General features: G+C 64.7%; 19 protein-coding genes. All 19 read right to left on the bottom strand.

Annotated features, from left to right (window positions below; genetic code table 11):
- Positions 1-5: 5 nt before the first annotated feature.
- Positions 6-1,472, bottom strand: a complete 1,467-nt coding sequence (locus tag C6P61_RS09805) for a hypothetical protein (protein ID WP_105729742.1) — start codon at positions 1,470-1,472, stop codon at positions 6-8.
- Between the two features lie 9 nt (positions 1,473-1,481).
- A complete protein-coding gene (locus tag C6P61_RS09800; RefSeq protein WP_146115021.1) occupies positions 1,482-7,643 on the bottom strand; it encodes a hypothetical protein in 6,162 nt (2,053 codons plus the stop codon).
- A gap of 15 nt (positions 7,644-7,658) precedes the next feature.
- Positions 7,659-8,012: a DUF1799 domain-containing protein gene (locus C6P61_RS17970; RefSeq protein WP_170067364.1), complete on the bottom strand. Its 354-nt coding sequence runs from the start codon at positions 8,010-8,012 to the stop codon at positions 7,659-7,661.
- A 41-nt stretch (positions 8,013-8,053) separates the two neighbouring features.
- Positions 8,054-8,488 carry a phage tail assembly chaperone gene (locus C6P61_RS09790; protein WP_105729739.1) on the bottom strand — a complete coding sequence of 145 codons (435 nt, stop codon included), beginning with the start codon at positions 8,486-8,488 and terminating at the stop codon, positions 8,054-8,056.
- A 52-nt stretch (positions 8,489-8,540) separates the two neighbouring features.
- Entirely contained in the window at positions 8,541-9,512 is a 972-nt protein-coding gene (locus C6P61_RS09785; protein ID WP_105729738.1) for a phage tail tube protein, read from the bottom strand.
- A 2-nt stretch (positions 9,513-9,514) separates the two neighbouring features.
- Positions 9,515-9,697, bottom strand: coding sequence for a hypothetical protein (locus tag C6P61_RS09780; RefSeq protein WP_105729737.1), 183 nt, complete (start codon positions 9,695-9,697; stop codon positions 9,515-9,517).
- A gap of 2 nt (positions 9,698-9,699) precedes the next feature.
- Positions 9,700-10,116: a hypothetical protein gene (locus C6P61_RS09775; protein ID WP_105729736.1), complete on the bottom strand. Its 417-nt coding sequence runs from the start codon at positions 10,114-10,116 to the stop codon at positions 9,700-9,702.
- Complete coding sequence (locus C6P61_RS09770) at positions 10,113-10,487, bottom strand: head-tail joining protein (RefSeq protein ID WP_105729735.1); 375 nt, start codon at positions 10,485-10,487, stop codon at positions 10,113-10,115. The genes C6P61_RS09775 and C6P61_RS09770 overlap by 4 nt, the downstream gene beginning before the upstream one ends.
- Before the next feature lie 16 nt (positions 10,488-10,503).
- Complete coding sequence (locus C6P61_RS09765; protein ID WP_105729734.1) at positions 10,504-11,517, bottom strand: major capsid protein; 1,014 nt, start codon at positions 11,515-11,517, stop codon at positions 10,504-10,506.
- Positions 11,518-11,552: 35 nt separating this feature from the next.
- Positions 11,553-11,930, bottom strand: coding sequence for a head decoration protein (locus C6P61_RS09760; protein WP_105729733.1), 378 nt, complete (start codon positions 11,928-11,930; stop codon positions 11,553-11,555).
- 20 nt (positions 11,931-11,950) lie between these two features.
- Positions 11,951-13,378 carry a S49 family peptidase gene (locus tag C6P61_RS09755; protein WP_105729732.1) on the bottom strand — a complete coding sequence of 476 codons (1,428 nt, stop codon included), beginning with the start codon at positions 13,376-13,378 and terminating at the stop codon, positions 11,951-11,953.
- Complete coding sequence (locus tag C6P61_RS09750; RefSeq protein WP_105729796.1) at positions 13,375-14,928, bottom strand: phage portal protein; 1,554 nt, start codon at positions 14,926-14,928, stop codon at positions 13,375-13,377. Before C6P61_RS09750 ends, C6P61_RS09755 begins: the two co-directional genes overlap by 4 nt.
- An 83-nt stretch (positions 14,929-15,011) precedes the next feature.
- A complete protein-coding gene (locus C6P61_RS09745; RefSeq protein WP_105729731.1) occupies positions 15,012-15,245 on the bottom strand; it encodes a hypothetical protein in 234 nt (77 codons plus the stop codon).
- Positions 15,246-15,330: 85 nt separating this feature from the next.
- Positions 15,331-16,020: a hypothetical protein gene (locus tag C6P61_RS17685; RefSeq protein WP_146115020.1), complete on the bottom strand. Its 690-nt coding sequence runs from the start codon at positions 16,018-16,020 to the stop codon at positions 15,331-15,333.
- Between the two features lie 114 nt (positions 16,021-16,134).
- Complete coding sequence (locus tag C6P61_RS09740) at positions 16,135-16,425, bottom strand: Mor transcription activator family protein (RefSeq protein WP_170067363.1); 291 nt, start codon at positions 16,423-16,425, stop codon at positions 16,135-16,137.
- Positions 16,426-16,453: 28 nt separating this feature from the next.
- Entirely contained in the window at positions 16,454-18,319 is a 1,866-nt protein-coding gene (locus C6P61_RS09735; protein ID WP_105729795.1) for a phage terminase large subunit family protein, read from the bottom strand.
- A gap of 43 nt (positions 18,320-18,362) precedes the next feature.
- Positions 18,363-18,950, bottom strand: a complete 588-nt coding sequence (locus tag C6P61_RS09730) for a hypothetical protein (protein WP_105729729.1) — start codon at positions 18,948-18,950, stop codon at positions 18,363-18,365.
- Positions 18,951-18,952: 2 nt separating this feature from the next.
- The gene (locus C6P61_RS09725; RefSeq protein ID WP_105729728.1) at positions 18,953-19,855 is read right to left on the bottom strand and encodes a hypothetical protein; all 903 of its coding nucleotides are present in this window, start codon (positions 19,853-19,855) and stop codon (positions 18,953-18,955) included.
- A 12-nt stretch (positions 19,856-19,867) separates the two neighbouring features.
- Positions 19,868-20,116: a hypothetical protein gene (locus tag C6P61_RS09720; RefSeq protein WP_105729727.1), complete on the bottom strand. Its 249-nt coding sequence runs from the start codon at positions 20,114-20,116 to the stop codon at positions 19,868-19,870.
- Positions 20,117-20,374: the final 258 nt, after the last annotated feature.

The following is a 20,374-nucleotide window of genomic DNA, read 5'->3' as shown; positions in this document are numbered from 1 at the left end:
TTTCTTCAGAGCGTGACGCCCTGTGTCTCTACCGTGAAAATTGCCTCGGTCGGCAAATCGAGCGTCATTTCAAAATTCCTGCAGCGCCCGAATACCGTGGTCGGAGCCAGCTGGTAATCGTCGCTCGCGATGAACACCGTCTGACGACCCATCACGGATGTCAGCGTGCTATGCGCCCGATTGATGGCCCATCGAGGCACGGCAATGGAGTACGAGGAGGTCTTCAGGAAACCGATCTGCGTGATCGAGGTTTCCGCAAACTGGTTGGTGTCGTAGCGGTTGTAGTCCTCGACCCCGGCGCGAATTCCGAGCTGCACCTGTCCCAATTCAACGAAATTCCCCACGATCAACGCGCCAACCTGCGGATTTCGACCTGGCACGCTGATTTCGATCGTCATGTCGGACCGAGACTGGAATCCGAAAAAGACATCCGCGCGGATTTCGTACGGCTCGACAAAAAACGATTTCCAGTCCGAGACATTGCGGCGCTCGAGCTTGACCTGGTAGATCATCTGGACCTCACCGCCAGCCACCAGCGTGCGCAGCGTGATGCCCTGCGCATAATCGCGCGTCGTGTCGCTGTCGGGCTGGCCGGCCGAGGGGTGGCGGCAAACGATGGTCATCTCCCGGACGTCGACCAGGTTCAGCAGCGCGACGCCATTGCACATGCCGGGTCTGAGCTTGACCTGCAGGCCATCTGCGCCGCCGACGCTGCGCGTGTTGACGTTGGAGTCGAACATCGCCCAGCGATTCGTCAGCCCCACGCGTATCCAGTGATCAGGGTCGCTTTCGGGGGGCAGCAGGCTGATGCCGTCATCGACCCGTTGATAGATCTCGTGCCGGGATGAGCGCATCACGAACGGCCCGAAAACCGTCTCCGGCGTCCGGCCGATATAGAGCCGCGAGAATCCGACCGCCGGGTGCTGGACGCCATGCGGACCGTCAATCTGCAGCCAGATGGCGGCGCGCGTTGCGCTACCAGGCATCGTCACCGATCCAGCAATACGGTGGTACGCCAGGCCCGGCGAGTAACCGGCTCCCAGCCAACCCAGGCACCGATCGTTCTCGTCCCAGACCATCACGCCCACGGCGCCGGCCAGCGTGCTGCCGGATGAATCGACGTCGCAGGCGATGTGCAGCAACTCACCCGGATAGACGACGAACGATCCAGATCCAGGGCTCCAGCCGTTGGTGCCAGCCAGCGTATCCCGGGCCGTTGTCCGGAGCTCGCCGTGGCCACCATTGCCGGCAGCATTGACCACGACGGGAACGCCGTTCGACGAATACCACTCGGTCAGTCCATTGAACGGGTTTGCCCCCGCCAGATTGACGTAGTCGCTCAGCTGGCCGGCGGCTGATGCCTGGGCGGCATAGGTGGCACCAGGCACCCACTCGGGGCAGTCGTCCTCCGGGATGCTGCTGTGCAGCAGCATGCTGTCCTTGATGCGGATCGGGTCGAGCACTTTCAGCATGATCGATCCTCAGGCAGCCGCAGCCGGCATGCCGACCTGCTCCCACGTTTTCAGGATGCGTGACTGGCTCTTGGTCTCGCCGACGATCTGGGCGTTGCCGATGTTGTTCTCGGATCGCATGCGATCGACCTGGCTGGACAGATCGGCCATCTGGCGCGTCAACTCACGGTTCTGCTGTACCAGATCACGGTTCTGCTGCACCAGTTCGCGCAGCAGTGCGCGCACCTCGCCATCGTCGGACAGGGCGGCCGCGATCGGAAACACGGGCAACCCAACGGCACCGCCGTCAGCAAACCCGGGCAGCCCCCCAAGGCGCAGCGACTCGACCGCCCGCACGCCGCCGGCACGCGCCACGTCATCCTGGGACCAGACCACCTCGCCCTTGTGCACGATGCCCGCCGGCTCATCGATGGCGCCAGGCCCGGTGTAGCCGCCGACGCTGTAGGCCGGCACGCCACCCAGCGAAACGACCAGGTCGCGCGCAGCCTTCACATCCTCCGAGATCGACTGCAATTGGCCGATTTTTCCGTAGACCTGGTCGTAAACACCGCCTGATTGGTAGAACTCCCGGATGTAATTGGCATAGCCGTCGCCGCTGGTCGTCGATGTCTGCTGGTAGTTGGAGCCCAGCAGTCCATCCTCGCTGACGTAGATATAGGCCTTGGCGCCCTTGTCATTGAGCAAATCCACGCCATTGGCGCTTGCCAACGACCACAGCGCCTCGATGCCCTGCTTCACCGAATCGACGGTCGCCCGCTGAATACCCGCGTACTGCTCGAGGGACGCCTGCGCATTGGCCAGCGACTGCTGCCGCTGCAACTCGGCCGCCTGGTCCGAGGATTGCTGCCGGATGGCCGCCTCGATACCCGCCAGCTTTCCGAGCAGATCGACGTTGCCACGATTGAGTGCGCTGACGATGTCAGTGGTGCCGCTGTCCTGCTTCGACAGCCGATTGAGCACCGCGCCGAGCAGGGTCTCGCTGCCGTCCGTGGCAGCGGCCACGAGATCGGTCAGCCCGAGTGCCTTCGACTGGGTTTCGCCGAGCAACTGCAGCTTGGTGATTTGATCCTTCGACAGCCCGCCCAGGCTGACGGCCTGCTTGTCAGCAGCCGCGGTCTGGCCCTGCATACCAGCCAACTGCAGCACCGTCGTCGAATCCAGGCTGGAAACGACCGTGCCGGCGTTGTCGACCAGCGCCCCGACGATGCCGCCGTTGCCGGTCTGCATGGTGCCGATCGTCAACTGCGCGCTGGCCTGGATCGAGCCGTCGACTCGGCCGAGTGCCGTCTGGATCTGCTGGAGCAGATCGACCGTCAGGTTGCCGCTGGCCAACTGCTCGCGCGTGATCTCGAGCAGCGAGGTGTTGACGTCATAGAGCTTGGCCTGGTAGTCGGCGCCGATGCCCAGCACGTCCGCCACCGCGGCCACGCCATCGAGCTGGTTGGCGACCTGGGCGCTCGCGACCGCGAATTCGACGGCGGTGCGCGAGCTGTTCTTGGTCTCTGCGATCAGCGCATCGGCCAGGCTGGGCAGGGCCTGCATCGCCTTGACATCGCCGCCCTGGGCACGCGTCAGCTGTGCTTGGTAGGCGGCACGCGCCGACTGCCCACCGGCGCGCTGCAGCAGGATGGACTCGGCGGCCGAGCGCAGATCCGTCATCGCCGCGCGGTAGGCGTCGGAGGCCTCGCGCGCCGTGCGGGCCGCGCCCTGGCTGAGCTGGATCTGGCTGTCGATGAGTCGGGTGGCTTCGTCCGACAGGCCGGCGACCAGGCTGCCGAACTTCCCAGCCAGCGTGTCGAGCTTGGGAGCGAGGCTATCGAACTGCGCCGACAGGCCCAGCAGGGCCGCATAGGTGCGACGGCCGGCATCGGTGGTCAGGTCCTGGGCCTCGACCAGGGCGCGGTAGGCGGCGCGGGTGGTGGGCAGGGTCAGGCCCAGCGCCGACAGGGAGGCCGTGAGCTGGCGCGTCGCCGTTGCGTTGCGCTCGGCCTCGGTGTAGTAGGCTTGGTAATAGGCGGCCGTGGTGCTCTGGTACTGGGCCAGCCCCCCCATCTGGTCGACCAGCTGGCTGGCCATGTCGGCTCCGGTCAGGCTGGCTGCGTACAGCGTGCGGCCCAGCACATCGAATGTGCCGTTGACCGTACTCAGGCTGCTGGACAGGCGCTGCAGCGTCTGCACCGCGGTCTCGCCGGCGCGGGTGTAACGCTCCGTGCCCAAGGCCGTGGAGGCCAGACTCTCGCCCACCTTGGCAAACTCCTCGGCCAGCTGGGTCTGGATCTGCTCTTCGGTCAGGCCCTGGAAGCTGAGCTGGATGCTGGACGTGAAGCTGCTGATGGCCTCGGTGCCGAGGCCCAGGGTAGAGGCCATCAGGCCGGTCGAGGCCTGCAGTGCGCGGAACTGATCGGCCAAGCCGGCCTCGACATCCGGGTCGAGAGCGCTGGTCTTGGTCTTGTCGGACCTGAACCAGCCGCCCTTGTAGAACTGGTAGCTGTTGCCGCTGAAACCCTCGTTGCCACCAAAAGTGCCTTGCAGGCCGCTGTCGGCCAGCTTGCGACCGAATGCCCGGTTGATCGCGCCGCTGACGGCCCCGGCGATCAGGCCACCCGTCGGATCAAACCAGCCAGCGACCAGCGTGGCCGCGTCCATGATCTTGCCGTTGCCGACCTGGTAGCCACCCGACAGGCCCTTGCTCAAGCCGTAGGCCATCATCGATCCGCCGGCGCTTTGCAGCGCCGAGTTGACTGCCTGGCCACTGCTGGTCAGCGAGCGCACGCCGGCATCGGCGTCGTACAAGCCCAGCTGCTGGCCCAGATCGGTAGAGGCCAGCTTCGTGAAGCCCTTCGAGATGGAGTCCCGGACCCCGGTGGTCAGCAGGTTGTAGGCGCTGCTGGCTGAGCTGGCCAGGGACATCGGATTAGCGCCCTGCCCCGCCTGACCAGCGCTAGCCGCACCAGGCAGGCCCAGCGCCCCGGTCATCGCGCCGGCTACCGGGTTGATGACCGCCTGGATCACCGGCCGCAGGACCAGCGTCGAGAACATGTTCTTGAGCGTGTCGATCAGGTTCTGGCCAAAGTCCTTGCCCGACTCGAAGCCGCGCATCAACGCATCGGTCAGGCTCTGGCTGATCTGGTCGGACGTCTTGCTCCAGTCCGCGAAGATCACCTTGTTGACGGCGGCCGCCGACTCGATGCGCTCGGCAGTGCGGGCCTTCTCGCGCAACGCCTCCTTCTCCGCCTCGCTGAGCGTGGAACGGTCGATCGCAGCGAGCTCCTTGGCGTACTTGATCTCGACCTGGCGGCGCGCGACGATCTTGTCGCGCTCGAGCGCGGTCATGCCGACCAGCGTCAACTCGTCCTGGTACAGGCCGTTTTGCTCGCGAGCGGCGCGCAACAGCTCCTCGGCCTGCTGGTCGAGCTTCTTGTAATCGGCCGCCTGCAGCCCATCAACCAAGCGCTGCTGCTGGCCGATCTCGTCCTCGAGCGCCTTGATCCGCAACGCAGAGGCGCCAGAAGCGCGCTCCTTGGCCAACTGGTTGCGGAGCTCGGCCAGCGTGGCCTCCTCGATCGCCGTCTTGCTCTTGCCCCACACAGCGTTCTCGGCCTCGATCGCGTTGGCGCGGCCCTTGATCGTGTCAGTACGGGTGTAGATCTCGGTGATGGCCGCATTCGATTTCTGCAGCGCGCCGAGCTCATCGGCGATGGCGGCCTTGCTGAGCAAGTGCGCCCTGGTCTTGGCATCGAGCGACGGTATGGCGGCCTCGCGGCGCAGCTGGATCGCCTCCTTCTCGCCGGCAGTCAGCTTTTCAGCCAGCGGGCCATGCTGCTCGAGGGCGGCCTGGTAGGCCCTCTCGGCGTCGATCTTGGCGCGCAGCGCAGCGATCTCTTTTTCTGCCGTCTGCGCGGCCTGCGTGCTTGTGCCGTTGAGCCCCTTGAGCGCAGCATCGCGCTGCTTGAGCAGTGCCGACTCGGCCTGGCCTTGCTCGGCCTGGCGCTTGCGGATGAACTCCTCGGACATCCCCTTGTCGCGCGCCAGCTTGATGTAATCCTCGAACGACCGCCTCGAGGCGGACAGCTTCTCCTGGTAGTCCGACTGGATGCTGGAGGCCGTCTTGAGGCCGTCGTTGGCTTTCTTCCAGGCCTGCTCGGCACCGGCCAGGGTCAGCGTCATGCCGGCGGTCGAAGCCCCTGCCGCCTGGGTAGCCTGTTCGACGCGCTGGATGTCATCGACATGCTGCTGAATCTTGCCATTCACCCCGGAAAGCTTGCTGTCCAGGCCAGACTGGTAGTCGTCCCCGAACAGGAAAGCCAGCACGCCAGGGTTGGCTTTGTCCGCCAGCAGAGCGTCGCGCTCATCCTTGAGCGTCTGCAACGAAGCGCGCATCGTGGACAGATCGCCCACGTCGACAAGCTTGCCGTCGCGCGCGGCAGCCATGGCGCGCTGGTACTTCACGAGTGCCTGCTCGGCATCGCTGGCCTTGCCGGCCGCATGGCCCAGCCACATCACCAGCCCGCTGATTGCCATCACTGCAATGCCAACCGGCCCACCCAGTGCCCCCATGACAGCACCCATGGCCCGGCCAGAAACACTGGCGGCGCTTGTAGCGGCCGAAAGCCGCATCGCAGCCTCCGATGCCGCATTCGACGCAGCGGTCTGAGCCGCCAACGCTGATGCAACATTGGCCTGCACACTGGCCTGCTGACGGCCCAGCATTGCCAGATCACCGATCAGGGCGGCATGACGAGCCTGGGCAGCCGTCAAGGTGTCCGTGGCTTCACGCACCAGCGCCAGGGCGAAACTCTGCGCGCCGGCAGCGCGAGCCGCAGACAGCTGTGCTTCAGCCTGGGCGATGGTCGATCGCGTGACCTCCAATGCAGCGGCGCTCTGCGCGCGGGCGGCCACGATGCCTTCCTGGGTCGCTGACAACCTGGAGACCTCAGTCGCCGCCAGTGCCGCATTGGATTGCATCAGATTGGCCTTGGCCTGCAATTCAGACAGCAGTGCAGCGATCTTCTCTCGCGCAGTCATCCCCGCCGCTTGATTTGCCGCACTTTCTGCAGCCGCCTGCACGGCAGCCAGCTGCGAGGCGCGCACCAGGTCCAGCTTGGCCGCTACAGCGACCTGAGCCTCTGAGGCCCACTGCCCGATCTTGAGCGCCGCATAGGCCGCCGCCAGGGTCGACACGGCCTCTCGGTTGGCCCACAGCGCCGAGGCAGCCGCCTGGCCAGTCGTCATGATGCCGACCATCGACTCGGCGACACCGCGCAGGCCTTCGACCAGCCCGGGATTGAGTTGCGCCCGTCCCGCCTTGTCAAACGTGACCAGCAGATCGGACATCTGCCCGGCAGCGGTCGAGATCGCCTGCGTCAGCGGCGCCATGCCGTCGGCAGCAACGCGGGTTGCGCCTTCCTTGAGCGTGCTGAGACGCCCCTCGAGCGTGTTGCCGAAGGCGGCGGACGAGGCCTCGAAGCCCCTGAGCCGCTCCATCAAGAAGTTGAACAAGCCCTCGCTGCTGGCCTTGGCCTTGGCGATGTCCGCATCCTTGAGGCCCAGCGAAGTGGCCAGCGTCGAGCTGCTGGCGGTGATGCCGCCGGCGACCAGGTCGCGTAGCTCCTGCACCACCTGGTTGCTCGTCAGCCCCATGCTGCGGACGGCGTTGGTGCCGACCACGGTCAGCTGTCGGATCTCGTCGAGTTTCATCCCGGCAGCCAGGCCTGGAGCAAGCAGCGCCTGGAAGGCGCCGACCAGCTCCTGGCTGCTGGCAGCGGTGCGCAGCGCATCGTCGTTGAGCTGGCGGATCATGCCCTGGCTGATGCCAAGCGCCTGGTTGAACTCGATCTGCGCACCGTTGAGCGCAGCCACCGAGCCGATGATGCCGGCCATGCCGACGGCCGAGGTTTCGAGGTTCTTGCTGTAATCGAACGCCGCGCGTGGCAGTGCCGACAGGGCTGCCGAGATGGACTGGATGCCCTGGGTGACCAGCAGCAGCTTGGCCGCACCAGATGCCAGCGACGAGATCGAATCCCGAGCACGCGCCATGCCGCGATCGACCTGCGCCGACGCCTGGCCAGCCTGCTCGCCGAAGCGCTGCAGGGACTTACCGGTGCGGTCGAGCTCGGACTGCACCAGGCGACCGTCAGCAGTCAGGACAATTCCGATTTGGTTCGTGCTCATCGTCATTTCACGTTGTCATTTCGCCTTGCGCGCTGCAGCGGCTTCGCGCTCGTTCAAGATCCTCAAGGCCTCGATCTCCATCACCTGGTACTGCTGCCACAACTCGCCACGCTGGCCCGGCTTCGCGCCCTGCCACTGCATGACCTGCCTGACCTCGCTCGGTGGAGCAGCCCGCCAGCGGGTGCCACCGAGGCTGGTGACCATCGTCAAGTGCCGGGCGCAGGACATGAAGAGCTGGAAGGCCGGCACGTTGTCAGGGAAGACTTCGCAGTCCGACCCCGCCTCTGCCTGCCCGTCATCCGTCTGGATCACCAGCCCGAAGGCATTCAGCGCTTTCGTCTGGCGCTCCAGGCTCTCGCTGCTCGCCACTGGCTCAACGTCCGGCCGCAGCGCGTGCCTGACGATGGCGATCAGTTTTTTGCCGGCTGCTCCGCGTAGTGCTTGAAGAAGCTGGAGACGATGGCCTGAGCGCAGCCATTGACCTCGAGCAGCCGGTCGAGGTTGAACTCGTTGAACTCGAGCGGCGTCTTGTCCTCGTCGAGCAGATCGGCGCCGAAGCCAACCAGGACGGCATTGATCGTGTCGCGGTCGGTGCATTCCGGCAGAGGAATCTCGGTCAGCGGCGCGCCGCTGCGCTCTTTCTGCTCGGCCACCAGCTTCTCGATCAGCGCGGCGTGATTCGCATTGCTCAGCGCGATGCGCGAGTTCAACTCCTTGTACTCGCTGGCGGCCAGCATCTTGAACACGACGCTGAACGTGACTTTCTGGGTCTTGCCGCCATCGGACGGGATGTTGAATGCCACCGGTGCGGTGAAAGTCGGTTTCTGCTGCAGAACGAATGTCATGTGGATTCCTTGTTGCCTGAAGGGCTGGATGAATGGGGTGGTGGAGACTGAATCAGCTGAACACCAGTCGCAGCTCGTCGTTGCCGCTGACAGGCTGCAGTGCGAGGTCGAGGCCCAGCTGGGCCACGCCTTCGTAGTCGGCCCGCTTGGGCGACAGGCGTTGAACCGACGGGCAATGGATCAGCGTCTTGCTGCCGGCGACGCTGCCGTGCTCGAACGACATCGAGGCCAAGACGGAACCGTTGATGTCGGCGATCAGCGCGACTTCCTGCGCGGCGGTCAGCTCGATCTGCACCGAGCCGCTGGCCTTGCGGCCCATGGCGTTGACGGCCTGGCCGGAGCTCGAGTACCCGTTGCCATTTGCGAGCATGCGGCGGGGCTTGATGTCATTGCCCAAGTTCAGGCTCAGACCACGCGAGGGGAACGCAGTGCCGCCGGTCAGCACGCCGGCGCTGTAGGTGCCGCCGAACTTCAGGACCGCGCCACTGATCAGCTGCGGGGTCTTCCAGGCGGTCAGGGTCTGGTTCGGGAGCGCACCCTCGACGATGCCGCCATCGATGCCGGTGAACTGGAACTTCAGCACTGGGATTTCGCCCTCGTTCGCCCCCAATTCGACCGTGCCCATCGCGCCGAGCAGCTTGTGCAGCACGCCGTCGAGGTAGTAGTAGATCGAGGCCGATTCCTGGCTCAGCGTGATCGGGGCGTATTCGACGCGCGTCGTCACCGTGATGGTCTCGCTGAGGGCGCAGGCACGCAACAGCGGGCTGAAGGCCGGCGCGGTGCCAGCAACGCCAGACGGCGCGATCTCGACGTCGAACGAGACCTTGGCAAACCGGGTGTTGTGCATCGCCTGCTGCGCACCGAAATGCGTACGCAAGACGTTGCGCTCCTTGCTGTCGTAGACCAGCTCGAATTGCGGCTCGCTACAGACGATCGCGTTGGCCGCGCCGGTCGGAACTGCATCGGTCGCGTAGGTCGTCTCGAGCTTGGCCAGGACGGCCGACATCTGGGTCATGCGGGGCATGGTTACTCCTTGGTGTTGGTAGCGGGCGCGGTAGCCGGCTCAGGCGCGTGGGCCGGAGCGGCGACAGGCGGCGCGGCGGTCAAGGCGCGCTCGAGCGAGCCGTCGGGCTGACGGATGTAGCTGCCGCCGCGCTGAGGCGTGGCGTCCGGATCCGGTGCAGAGGCTTGGTTGGTGGGTGATTTCATGGTCAGGCCCAGGGGGTCAGTGAATGGGTCGGGGTGCGATGGCGCACCAGGAACTGCAGCGCCGCGCACTCCATATCGGTACGGGAGCCGGCGTAGTCCCAGTCAATGCCGTCCTGCTCCAGGCCCTCGATGCCAGCCCCCGTGATCCGGGCCTCAGGGCCGAACAGGCGCCGCCAGGCCGAGTCGAGCAGCTCGTCGACATCACCGCGCGCATAGCACTCGACCACGATCGGCGTGGTCCAGCGCGTCACGCCCAGTGGGCCGCTGCTGGCTTTCGAATTGCCCAGGTGGACGGCGATCTGTCGCTGTCGCGACTCGGGCACCGAGTGCCGCGGGTTGGCAACGACCTCGGCCGGCGCCGGGTAGGCGGACAGCGCCGCGACGATGGTGTCGAGCACCGACTTGAAGGCGGTTTTCATGCTGGCTCTCGCTTGAGCACCAGGGTGCTAATGCCCGTGCCGTCGGGCTCGTGCTCGGTCACCCGATAGGTCAGGCCACGCAGCACCAGGCGCAGGTCTACCGCATCCGGATCTTCGTGCGACAGGCCTGGATGCACATAGAGCACGAACCAGTTGCGCACCGCCAGCGGGATGTCGGCGGTCAGCAGCGTGAAGGTCGGGCGCGAGTCGGCCATGGAGAGCATGCCGACGTCGCCGCGAGCGTGCTCGTCGTCGAAGATGCCGCGCACCTGCTCGCCGCCAGCAAAGGTAGCGACGGCGTTGGAGAGGTGCGCGACCGTCTCGCGATTCACGAGTGCCTCGAGCTCGGCAAAGGGAGCGGGCTGGTTCATGGCGGCGTGCGGCAGATCAGCGCACCGTGGCGCAGAGGCTGGCGTTGACGCGGTAAGGCACGGTCAGCGGGGCGCTCTGCAGCAGCAGGTAGCGCACCGCCGGATCCTCCTGAATCCAGGACTTGGCGAAGCACGGCAGCGCCTGCAGGCCTGCGGCCTCGTCCTTGATGGCACCGTAGGCGCGGGTGCCTTCTAGGTCCGGACTGGTCACGATCACGGTGTTGGCCGGCAGGAAGGGCAGCAGGTTGCCGGTGGCCGGGTCCTCGTACCAGCCGATGTAGACCCAGATGTCGAAGTCGCCGATGCTGCCCATGTAGCGCCCGCCCGCGCCCGTCACGGTCGGGTTGAGCTGTTCGGCGCCGCGGAAGCGGTCAAGCAGCTTCTGCACCTTGGCCGATGCGCTGAACAGCTTCCAGGCCTCGACATCCATCACCAGGGTGTTGGCTGTGGCGCCAGACTTTTCGGTCGCCAGCAGCGACCAGGCCTGCACGTCGTCGAGCGGCTCCACGCCCACCTCGCCCCAGCGGGTGGCACCGGCCAGCGCTTTTGTCAGGCTCGCGTCGCGGCCGAAATTGACCTCGACGGTCGGATAGAAGTCACCCGTCACCGTGACCTTTCCGGTGCGCAGTGCCTCGATCGCCATCACCTCCTGGCGGCGAATCACCATGTTGATCTGGTCGCTCAGCTCCGTGGCCAGGGCCAGTTGCAGGCGCTGGGCCGGAGCGAGCTGGCCGCCGATGCTCTCGCCCGCCAGACGCTTGAAGGGACGGCTGGCATCGAAGACGCGCTTGTCCTTGACGTAGGCCGGCTTGAAGGTCTTGGTCTGGTAGCCCTTGGACTGCACGACCTGGCCCGCCACGATGGGCGACACGAAGGGTGCCAGGCGGCGGCTGCCACTGTCGATGTCGAAGTGGATTTCCTCGCTGGTCTCGGTCTGGATCATGCCGAAGAAGCTGTTGAGGATGAAGGGAGCGGGAAGCGGCAGCTCGGCCACGACGCGGCCCAAGACGGCGGTGCTGAAAATCTCCATGGGGATCTCCTGGATTCAGTGGGTAAGAAGACGGCTCAGGCGATCGACGCCAGCAGCGTGATGCCCTTGGCGCGCAGGCCTTCGGTGATCGATGCGACGGTGTGCGCAGCGCCCAGGGTCAGCGCGCGGCTGTTGAAGTCGCCGCGGGCATAGGCCAGCACCGACTTGTCGGCGGCGCTGGCGTTGCAGTCCTCGGCCAAGATCAGGTCAGGGGTCTGACTGCCATCGGCGGCGGCCGACAGCGACAGCAGGTACTTGCCGGTGGCCGTGACCTTACCCAGCACAGCGCCGCGCACCAGGTTCTGGCCCGCAGCGATGGTGATCTTGCGGCCCACCAGCAGGTGGGCGTTGCCTGCGATCAGGGCGTCGTGGGCCAAGACGCCCTCGGTGCCAAAAGTGGCTTGGTAGTCCATAGCGTTGCTCCTTTTTCAGATCAGCGCGTGTTCGCGCGGAAGGTCGCCAGCACTTGCGCGGCAAGGGTTTCTTGCTCGGAAGCGGCGCTGGCGGCAGCGGGCTCGATACCCGAGACGGCCGGGTTGCCGATCGAGGCCATGACGGCGGAAAACTGGTTGGGCGCCGATGCCGTGGTGGCCGATGCGGCAGCGGCAGCAGCAGCAGCAGCAGCCACCGGCTGAGCGCCAGGCAGCGCAGCCATGATCTGGCCCGCCTGCTCGGCGCTCAGGCCGGTGTTGATGCAGGTCAGTGCCACGGCCATGTGGGCGCCAGCGCGCTCGTGACCCAGGATGGCGCCGACACGCTCGCGCTCGGCCTGTACGCCGGCGGCGTGGCCCTCGCTGCGGGCCTGCGCCGGGTCGGCAGAGAAGGGAGTGGTGGCAGTGGCGACGGCCGGTTGCGGCGCTTGCGCGCCCGGGGCGGCCGATTGACCGCCTGCTTGGTTTGCCATGGTGGTTGCTCCAGGGGTGGCGTTTGCGCGGGCGGTCTGCCCGACAGGGAAAGAGCGGGACCGCTGCGCGGCCAGCTCGGTGATGACTTGATCGGTGGTGCCCAGGCGGTCAGCAAGGCCAACGGCGAGTGCGGCGGCGCCGCGGTACACCTGCGCCTGTGTCTTGCGCACGGCGGACGGTTCCAGGCGGCGGTTGGCGGCGACGGACTGCACGAACATCTCGTAGAGCCCATCGATCTCGGCCTGCATGTCGGCACGTACGGCGGCCGGCAGCGGCTCGTAGGGGTTGCCGTCGACCTTGTGGGCGCCGGCATAGATGTGCGTGACCTTGACGCCATCGCTGGCCAGCGCCTGGCTGAAGTCGACGTGGCGCATCACCACGCCGATCGAGCCGACGTAGGCGCTCGAGGTCAACACAATCTCGTCGGCGGCAGCGGCTGCCAGATAGGCGGCGCTGGCAGCCATGCCATCGGCCATGGCAACGATGCGCTTGCCCTGCCCGCGCAGCGCGGCCAGGCGGTCGGCAAACTCGAAGGCGCCTTGCGCCTCGCCGCCGGGACTGTCAAAGTTCAGCAGCAGCGCATGGACCGAGCGGTCAGCCATTGCCTCCTCGACCAGCATGGCCACCTCGTTGTAGCCGAGCAGACGGCTGGAATCAGCCTCCATGCGGCTGCGGTGCACAAGGGCGCCGCTGACAGGGATGTAGGCGACCCCATCCGACACCGCGTAGGGCTGGCCATCGCTACTGGTGTCGCGCTTGGTGCTGAACAGCTCGGCCGGCAGCAGCTGCGCGCCGGCCTGACTGGCCTTCAGCGCTGCCACATCGGCACCATCCCCCAGGCCGAGCAAGCGCGGGCCAATGCCGGCAATGATGGCGTCCAGTTTTTGTGGGTGCACCAGCAGCGGCGTGTTGAACACGCGCGCGGCCAGGTGCGGGTAATGGCGGGCGAAGCTCATGCGGCGGGGTCCTGGGGTGGTTCCTGATCGGCGCCGTCCTGCGGGTCGGTGCCGTCCTCTGGGTCGGATGCCTCATCCGGCGAGCTTGGTGCGCTGGCAGCAGCCACGGCCACCGGGCTGGCGGCATCCGGGTTCAGGCCGCGCGCCAGCATCATCTGGCGCTCGATTGCCAGCTGGTCCAGCACTTCCTCATAGTCCAGGCCCTGCTCGGCGCATTCCTGCTCGAGCGTGCTGACCTGGGACTCGCGCCGGATCTTGGACGCGGTGGCGTCCTTGACTGGGTCCACCCAGCCACGACCACCGAAGATGAAGCGGCAACGTGCGTAGGCATAGCGGTTGTCGTAGAAACCGGGGGCCTCGATCTCGCCGGCGTTGATGGCCTCCTCCAGCCACAACAGGTAGACCTCGCGCAGCCAGTAGTCGGTCAGCCAGCGGCGGCGGCCGTTGAAGTAGCGCCAGGCCTCCAGCAGCGCGGCGCGTGCCGACGAGTAGTTGGTCTTGCTGAAGTCCTTGAGCAGCAGCTCGTAGGGCATGTTCATGCCGGCGGCGATGTTGCGCAGGCTCGCCAGCATGAAGGCCTCGAAGGCCGCGTTCGGCCGCCCTGGGGTGAAGCTGTTGAGCTTGGCACCGGGCGGCAGCGGCAGGATGGCGGCACCCTCCATCTGGCGCACCGTGGGCTTGCGGCGCACGAAGTCCTTCCAGGCACCGCTGACATCGGTGCCGAAAATCTCGGCGGCCGATGTCGGGTCCAAGTCGGACTCGAGGAAAGCCGCCACCAGCGAGTTGGCCAGGCTGGCCTGCAGCTCGTTGCTTGCGTACTTGCCAGCCATGTGGAATTCGGTCATCACGCTGGCGACCACGGGCTTGCCCCGGCTCTGTCCGGTGCGTTCCTTGTCGTGCAGGTGCAGCACGCGGCGGCGGCCCCAGGCGGTGTACGCCGGAATGCGCTCCCACTCCTGGTAGCCCGATCGGGTGCTGATCCAATCGCCCGGGTGATGCTTGAGCACGCAATATGCCATCGGTGCGCCGTAGACATCGAACTCGATGCCGCCCCGAATGTCATCGCGGTGGCGCAGCTCCTGCGGCGTGCACAGGCGGTCGGACTCGACCATCAGCAGCCGGGTGTTCCATTTCAGCCCTGGGCTTGGCAACCACAGCGGCAAGGCCAGCGCATCGCCATTGAGCATGGTTCCACCCAGCGCCTGCAGCGTCAGGCCCAGCAGATTGAGCGTGCGAGAGGCGTCACACTCGTTGGTCTCGGCCCAGGTGCGGAACTTGGACTCGGTCTGGTTGCCCCACTCGCGCGCCTGCTCGCGACTCCAGCCCAGCAGGCGGTAGTCGGGCGTTGCACTCAGACGCAGCGTCGCGCCGACGATGTTGTCGCGCAGCGTCTGCATGCCGCCGGCCATCAGGCCGTTGTTGCGCGCGAGATCGCGCGAGCGCGCCGTCAGCGTGGACAGGTCGGGCAGCGTGTCGGCGTCGGCGCTGGCCCGCAGCGGGTTCCAGTTCATCAGCGGCAGGCTGTTGCCAGCCGCCTGGTGGGCAGACATCTGCGCGCCACCACCAAGGCCGAGCACCGATACAGCGGAGCGCCAGCCTTTGGAGATGAGCGACGGAATGCCTGCCACGATCGTCACACCAGGTAGATCGGGCCACGGGCCGGGGCACCATCGCGGCGCGACAGTTCGACGTTGATCGCGTCCAGCTCGCGCCGGATCTCGGCGGTCTGGTTGGCGTGCTGGTAGCCGACCGAGCGGCCGGTGGACGACACACTGCTCGGGCCGGTCAGGCGCGACTCAAGCGCGGCCAGCAGACGGTCGCGCTTGGCTGTCAGTTCATCGGTGCTGAGGTGGCTGTAGATACCCATGCCCAGCACTTTGCCGGGCTGGCTCGGACATTTCTAGTTGACAGGCGTCACAAAAAAATGTCCGCATTTATTACGAAAGAATATTTCACACACCCCGATTCTCGATGAACTCAATTTTATTATTACTCAATGCGGCCTTATCGTAAATTTTTTCCAATTGCACAGCCGTCAAAATAGCCACCGGGCCATTACCAAAATCATTTTTTATCTCTGGAAATGTATTAATCATTTTTTTATAGACCAACTCCATCTTATAAAGATGTTCTCGCGGATGAAAACATGAAATACCTTGAGGATTTTTTGGATTGTACGCATTAATCATAAATTTAATATTTCCATGCAACTCTTCTGCCGAGATTAAAAAATCAGAAATTGCCGGAAGAAATTCAGAATCAAGTGCAGCATTATTGTACTCAATAGTTTTTTTAAGCCTATCCATAACATCATCCAAAGGTGGTATGAAAACAGATTTACCCCAATAATTAGCATCCGCCTGCGTTACACTTTCTGGAATCATATGCCCCCTCTTTTCAACATGGAAACCAGGATCAACAACGTGATGTGCCGCATTGAATAACGTGCGATGTGCCTCATACAATACTTTTACAACGTTCCTACGAGCCGGCCTCCACCGTTTATATTCTCGACGTGAAATTAATTTATTGATGCAAAATATTGTTATTAATGCCTCCGCTGGAAATACTATGGCACTAGCAGTAAGATTAATTACAATTTCATTCCAGTGCTCAATTAAAAAATAATACAAAGAAATCATCGTTTGTCCTCGGTTGTGTTTTACTAAGTGACATTTCAGCAAAGATAAACCACAAAGTCAAATTGATAACAATATCCAAGCACCCGCAGATGCGGTATATATGCAACACGCCTCTCAAACCTGCACAATCCGCCTCACGCTGCGCGACGTCAACCCGTACTCTCGCGCCAGTTCATCCACATTGTTGCCCTTGAAGCGGGCACGAATCTCTTGGTGCCGAGCACGTTGCAACTGAGCGGACCTCTTGGGCAGGTAGAGCTGCCCTCCTCCCAACCGCATCAGCACCCGCTCGACCAGGGCGGCGGCGGCATCGTCCGGCGTGCTGACGCCAAACGACAGCGCGACCGCGCGCGCCTCCTGTTCGATCACGGCCACGGGGTCGATGTTGTCGGTGAATTTCTTCATGCGGGTCGAGTTCTCGGGTGTCATAGGATCAGCTTCCGTAGGCAAGATCGAACAGATTGGTCGATGGCGCAGTGGATGCGGTAACAGGTTGGGTTTGCACCAGCACCTCAGCAGGCGCGCTGCCTGCCTGGGCCATGGCCAGCAACTGTGCCTCGCGGCGGTCCCAATCGGCCTTGGTGGCGCGGTGCAGCCGCAGCTCCGGGTGGTGCGCGGCGGCGTAGCTGTAGACCCAGGTGTCCAGCGGTTCGTTGCGCGCGCCGCGGCGCTTGTCGAAGCGGTTCTTGGCCGGGTTGTAGGTCTCGCTGACCAGGCCAGCGAAGTAGCTGGGCTCCAGGTCTTGGCTGAAGTGGGTCTGGCGCTGGTCGCTGGGCTTGTCGGCGTCAGTGGACAGGCGCCCGTACAACCAGTGCTTGGCCGCCACGGTACCGACCTGGTAGACGGTGACGCCGCGCTTGTCCACGCGACCGCGCCAGTCCACGTCCATCAACTTGCCCTTTCCGAGCACCGGCGCGTTGTTGGCGGTGGCGCCGAAGATGACCATGGGCCGGCGCACGCGCCGGTCGCGCACATAGGCCTTGACCGCCTCGCCACGGTGGCCGCCCATGTCGTTGGCCATGGCCTCGATGCGCAGGGTGGCACCACACTCGTGCTGGATCGGCGTGTTGAGCAGCTCGGTCAGCGCGACCCACACGGCGTCGTCGGCTGGGTCGCCCATCAGCTCCACGTAATCCAGCGTCCAGAAGGCCATGCCACGGCCCCAGCCGGTGATGTGCACGGCCAGGCGGTTGTCCTGCGTGTCCACGCCGGCGGTGACGGCCAGCACGCCCATGGGTGCCACGCGCAGCTTGTATGGCTCGGCCCGGTCGGCAATAGCGTTGTGGCGCACGGCGCGCATGGCGGCGTCTTCCCAGGGCTCGGCAAGACGGTCGTTCATGAAGGTCTTGTGGCGCGCGGGGTCGCTCTGCACTTCGCGCCAGGCCTCTGCCAGCTCGGCCCAGCGCGGGCCCAGGCCGAACTGGTAGTACAGGCAGTTGATGTGGTAGCCGCGCACCTTGGCGCCTGGATTGCCAGGGATCCACTGGCCGGCCGCGATCATGGCGGTCTTGTGGTGTTCGTCGATCTGGGCGCCGCACTCCTGGCAGGTGTACCAGACCTGGCTGACGTCGGGTGTCCAGTGCAGGCCAGACCACTCCAGGTGCTGCAGGTGACCGCAGTGCGGGCACGGCACATGGTAGCGACGCTGGTCGCTTTTCAGCCACAGCTGCTCGATGCGGCTGATGCCCTTGATCTGCGGCGTGCTGATGTACAACCGCTGGCTGGTGGTGGGGAAAGCGCTGGTGCGGCCGTTGAGCATTTCCAGCGGGTCGTCGCCGCCGCTGAAGTTGTTGGCGAACTCATCCACTTCATCCACGATCAGCTTGCGCACGGTCGTCGATTTCAGGCGACTCGGGCTGCCGGCGTGCTCGACGTACAGCTGGCCGCCGGCGAAATCCTTGAAGGTTCGAGTGTTGGTGGCGTCGCGGCTGGCAACGCTGGTAAGGGCCCGCTTCATGGCCGGAGATTCGTCAATGGCCGGGTTGAGCTTCTGTGCCACCCACTTCTGCATGCTGACCTCGCCGGGCAGGCACACCATCACCGGGCAGGGGTCGTGGTCCATGCAGTAGCCCAAGGCGTTGACGGCTACCTCGGTCTTGCCGAACTGGATCGGGAACATCAGCACTACATCGCGCACATTGCTGCGCGCGCTCAGGCAGTCCATCGGCTCGCGCAGCGGCGGGTTGCGATCGGTCACCCACTCCCCGGTAACGGAACTGCCTTTGCTGGAGAGGTGCCGGTTGTCATCAGCCCATTGGCTGACGGTGAGGGCTTTGCGCGGGGCCAGAGCTCGGGCCATGGCGCGCAGGCCGACCTCCGGCGAGCAAAAAAAGCTCATGGACTCAGCCAGCATGAGCCGTCTCCTGCGCCTGGGCAGTGATGGCGGTTGCCAGCTCGCGCAGCACCTGTTCCAACTGCTCCACCAGCGTGGACCGAATTGCAGCCTCATCGCGGCCCACCAACTGTGGCGGCAGTACGGCGGACCAGGCTTCCAGCTTGGCGCGCAGATTGGCGCCCGCGCGGGCAAAGGCGGCAATATGCTCGGCGCGCTCGATCAGCTCACCAGCCTCCTTGCGGAAGGCAGCTTGCTCGCGCTCAGCAGCCCAATGCTCTCTCTTGGCCTTGGAGATTTGGAAGTCATACTGGGGAAGCGGCATTTCATCAACTACCGACTCATCATCGCCAACTGGCGCGCGATCATGCCCAGTCAGGGCCGGCGCGCCGCGCTCGGTGGCATGGCGCTCGGCCACCGCCTGCTTGCTCGGGTCGCGCGTGGCCTCGATGCGGGCGATGGACTCGGCCACCAGGACGGCCTTTCCGTCGGGCGTGAGCACCAGTCGGCCGTCAATCTCCAGTTGGCGCACGTAGCTGGGCTTGACGCCGATGCGATCGGCAAAGGCCCGTTTGCTGAGCTGTTCAGGTGCGGTCATGATCAAGCACCTGCCTTTACCGAAATCATCCGGTACTGGTCGCGAATGTTGCCGCGCAACCACTTCGCGAAAAGTCCCTGCACATCCAGCTCGCGTGCGATCTTGTCCATGTCCAGCCGTGGCTGATAGGTGCCGCTGCGCACAAACAGCAGAACTGGCTGCAGCTTGGCGCCGCGCGATCCGCCCGTCTTGGCCCAGATGCCAGGATGCAAATGCCGTGAGCGAGAGCCCCCAGTCGCTCGCATGACAGCGCGCTCGCCACCCTCGATCTGCAGCGTCATCTGCGGGCCCGCAATGAAGAACACCACGCCATTGATGTCCCGCCCAGAACGGCGCGTGGCGATCACGCTGTAAGCCCGGCGGTCTTCCTTCCTGGCGATTGCGCCCTTCTTCATGTTCTGGAAGTGGCCCTGCTCGTAGTACATCTGCAGGTAGCTCATGACGCTGCGCAGGAAAGGCCCCCGCAGGTTGCCGCGGCCGTCGTCGCTGCCTGGGTAGGGCGTCTCGGGTATGGCGGTTTGGTAGCCGGCGCGCAGCCAGCCGCGCTGACGCAGCAGGACTTCGGTTTTCTTGTCCCTGCGGGCCCCGCCCAAGGCCTGTGCGCTCAGAATCTTCTGAGGGTCCACGCTGATCTTGCCGCCCTTGCCGCCGGATGGCGCCTTGATCGATGGGGAAATGGTGACCGTCAGACTGGACGACGTCGCCGCTTCGACCTTGACGCTGTTCAGGATGTAGGGCGTGGGACGGTCGAAGACCCGGGACATTTCATTCCGGATGCCTCGGGCGTAGCGGCCAGCGATCTGGTTCAGCGTGGTGGCTACCGCGCTCTTGAACTGCGGGCCGCTCAGGGCCTCGAGTTCCTTCTTCACCTTCTCGATGCCGTTTATCTTGATGTCGATCTTCATGGCGTTCCCCAGTCAGCCGGCGTGGGTGGATTGCGCGGCCACAGGCGCGTTTTCCGGCAGGAGGGCAGCCAACCCTTTGCCGACATGCTCAGCGCTGCCGGTGAGCGTGATTTGCATGGCGCGCAGGCCCGGGAAAAGGTTTTGCTCCTGGAGGCCCTTCACCAGGTCGTGCAGCTCCGGCCAGGCTTTGACCACCTGCCGAAACTCCTTCACGTTTTCCTCGGTGCAGCGAATGACCCGGGTAGAGGTTGGTTCGTCCATTTTTTTCTTTGTGCGGTATGTGGGGGATGGTGTGCGGTATGCGAAATCGCGTAAGTGCTTGATGTGCAAGGCGTGTGCGGTGTGTGCGGTATGTGCGGTATGCGAATGTGTGCAGGCATGTGCGCGCCTGCATGTGTACGCGCACGCCCGCCTGCACGCCCGTGTAAAGGCTGATACCGCACATACCGCACAAGCAATAAAAATCAATGACTTAGCACCGCACGGAATACCGCACTTGATACCGCACATACCGCACAG

The organism is Malikia spinosa (assembly GCF_002980625.1).
In the GTDB taxonomy this organism is placed as follows: Bacteria; Pseudomonadota; Gammaproteobacteria; order Burkholderiales; family Burkholderiaceae_C; genus Malikia; species Malikia spinosa.
The sequence above is the reverse complement of the archived record's forward strand: the minus strand, read 5'-3'. Positions and strand labels throughout refer to the sequence as shown.

Bases quoted from the DNA above. Each gene is read 5' to 3' on its own strand.
- C6P61_RS09805 (WP_105729742.1), bottom strand. From the start codon at position 1,472: ATGCTGAAAGTGCTCGACCCGATCCGCATCAAGGACAGCATGCTGCTG.
- C6P61_RS09800 (WP_146115021.1), bottom strand. From the start codon at position 7,643: ATGAGCACGAACCAAATCGGAATTGTCCTGACTGCTGACGGTCGCCTG.
- C6P61_RS09790 (WP_105729739.1), bottom strand. From the start codon at position 8,488: ATGACATTCGTTCTGCAGCAGAAACCGACTTTCACCGCACCGGTGGCA.
- C6P61_RS09785 (WP_105729738.1), bottom strand. From the start codon at position 9,512: ATGCCCCGCATGACCCAGATGTCGGCCGTCCTGGCCAAGCTCGAGACG.
- C6P61_RS09780 (WP_105729737.1), bottom strand. From the start codon at position 9,697: ATGAAATCACCCACCAACCAAGCCTCTGCACCGGATCCGGACGCCACG.
- C6P61_RS09775 (WP_105729736.1), bottom strand. From the start codon at position 10,116: ATGAAAACCGCCTTCAAGTCGGTGCTCGACACCATCGTCGCGGCGCTG.
- C6P61_RS09770 (WP_105729735.1), bottom strand. From the start codon at position 10,487: ATGAACCAGCCCGCTCCCTTTGCCGAGCTCGAGGCACTCGTGAATCGC.
- C6P61_RS09765 (WP_105729734.1), bottom strand. From the start codon at position 11,517: ATGGAGATTTTCAGCACCGCCGTCTTGGGCCGCGTCGTGGCCGAGCTG.
- C6P61_RS09760 (WP_105729733.1), bottom strand. From the start codon at position 11,930: ATGGACTACCAAGCCACTTTTGGCACCGAGGGCGTCTTGGCCCACGAC.
- C6P61_RS09755 (WP_105729732.1), bottom strand. From the start codon at position 13,378: ATGAGCTTCGCCCGCCATTACCCGCACCTGGCCGCGCGCGTGTTCAAC.
- C6P61_RS09750 (WP_105729796.1), bottom strand. From the start codon at position 14,928: ATGTCTGCCCACCAGGCGGCTGGCAACAGCCTGCCGCTGATGAACTGG.
- C6P61_RS09745 (WP_105729731.1), bottom strand. From the start codon at position 15,245: ATGGGTATCTACAGCCACCTCAGCACCGATGAACTGACAGCCAAGCGC.
- C6P61_RS17685 (WP_146115020.1), bottom strand. From the start codon at position 16,020: ATGATTTCTTTGTATTATTTTTTAATTGAGCACTGGAATGAAATTGTA.
- C6P61_RS09740 (WP_170067363.1), bottom strand. From the start codon at position 16,425: ATGAAGAAATTCACCGACAACATCGACCCCGTGGCCGTGATCGAACAG.
- C6P61_RS09735 (WP_105729795.1), bottom strand. From the start codon at position 18,319: ATGGCCCGAGCTCTGGCCCCGCGCAAAGCCCTCACCGTCAGCCAATGG.
- C6P61_RS09730 (WP_105729729.1), bottom strand. From the start codon at position 18,950: ATGACCGCACCTGAACAGCTCAGCAAACGGGCCTTTGCCGATCGCATC.
- C6P61_RS09725 (WP_105729728.1), bottom strand. From the start codon at position 19,855: ATGAAGATCGACATCAAGATAAACGGCATCGAGAAGGTGAAGAAGGAA.
- C6P61_RS09720 (WP_105729727.1), bottom strand. From the start codon at position 20,116: ATGGACGAACCAACCTCTACCCGGGTCATTCGCTGCACCGAGGAAAAC.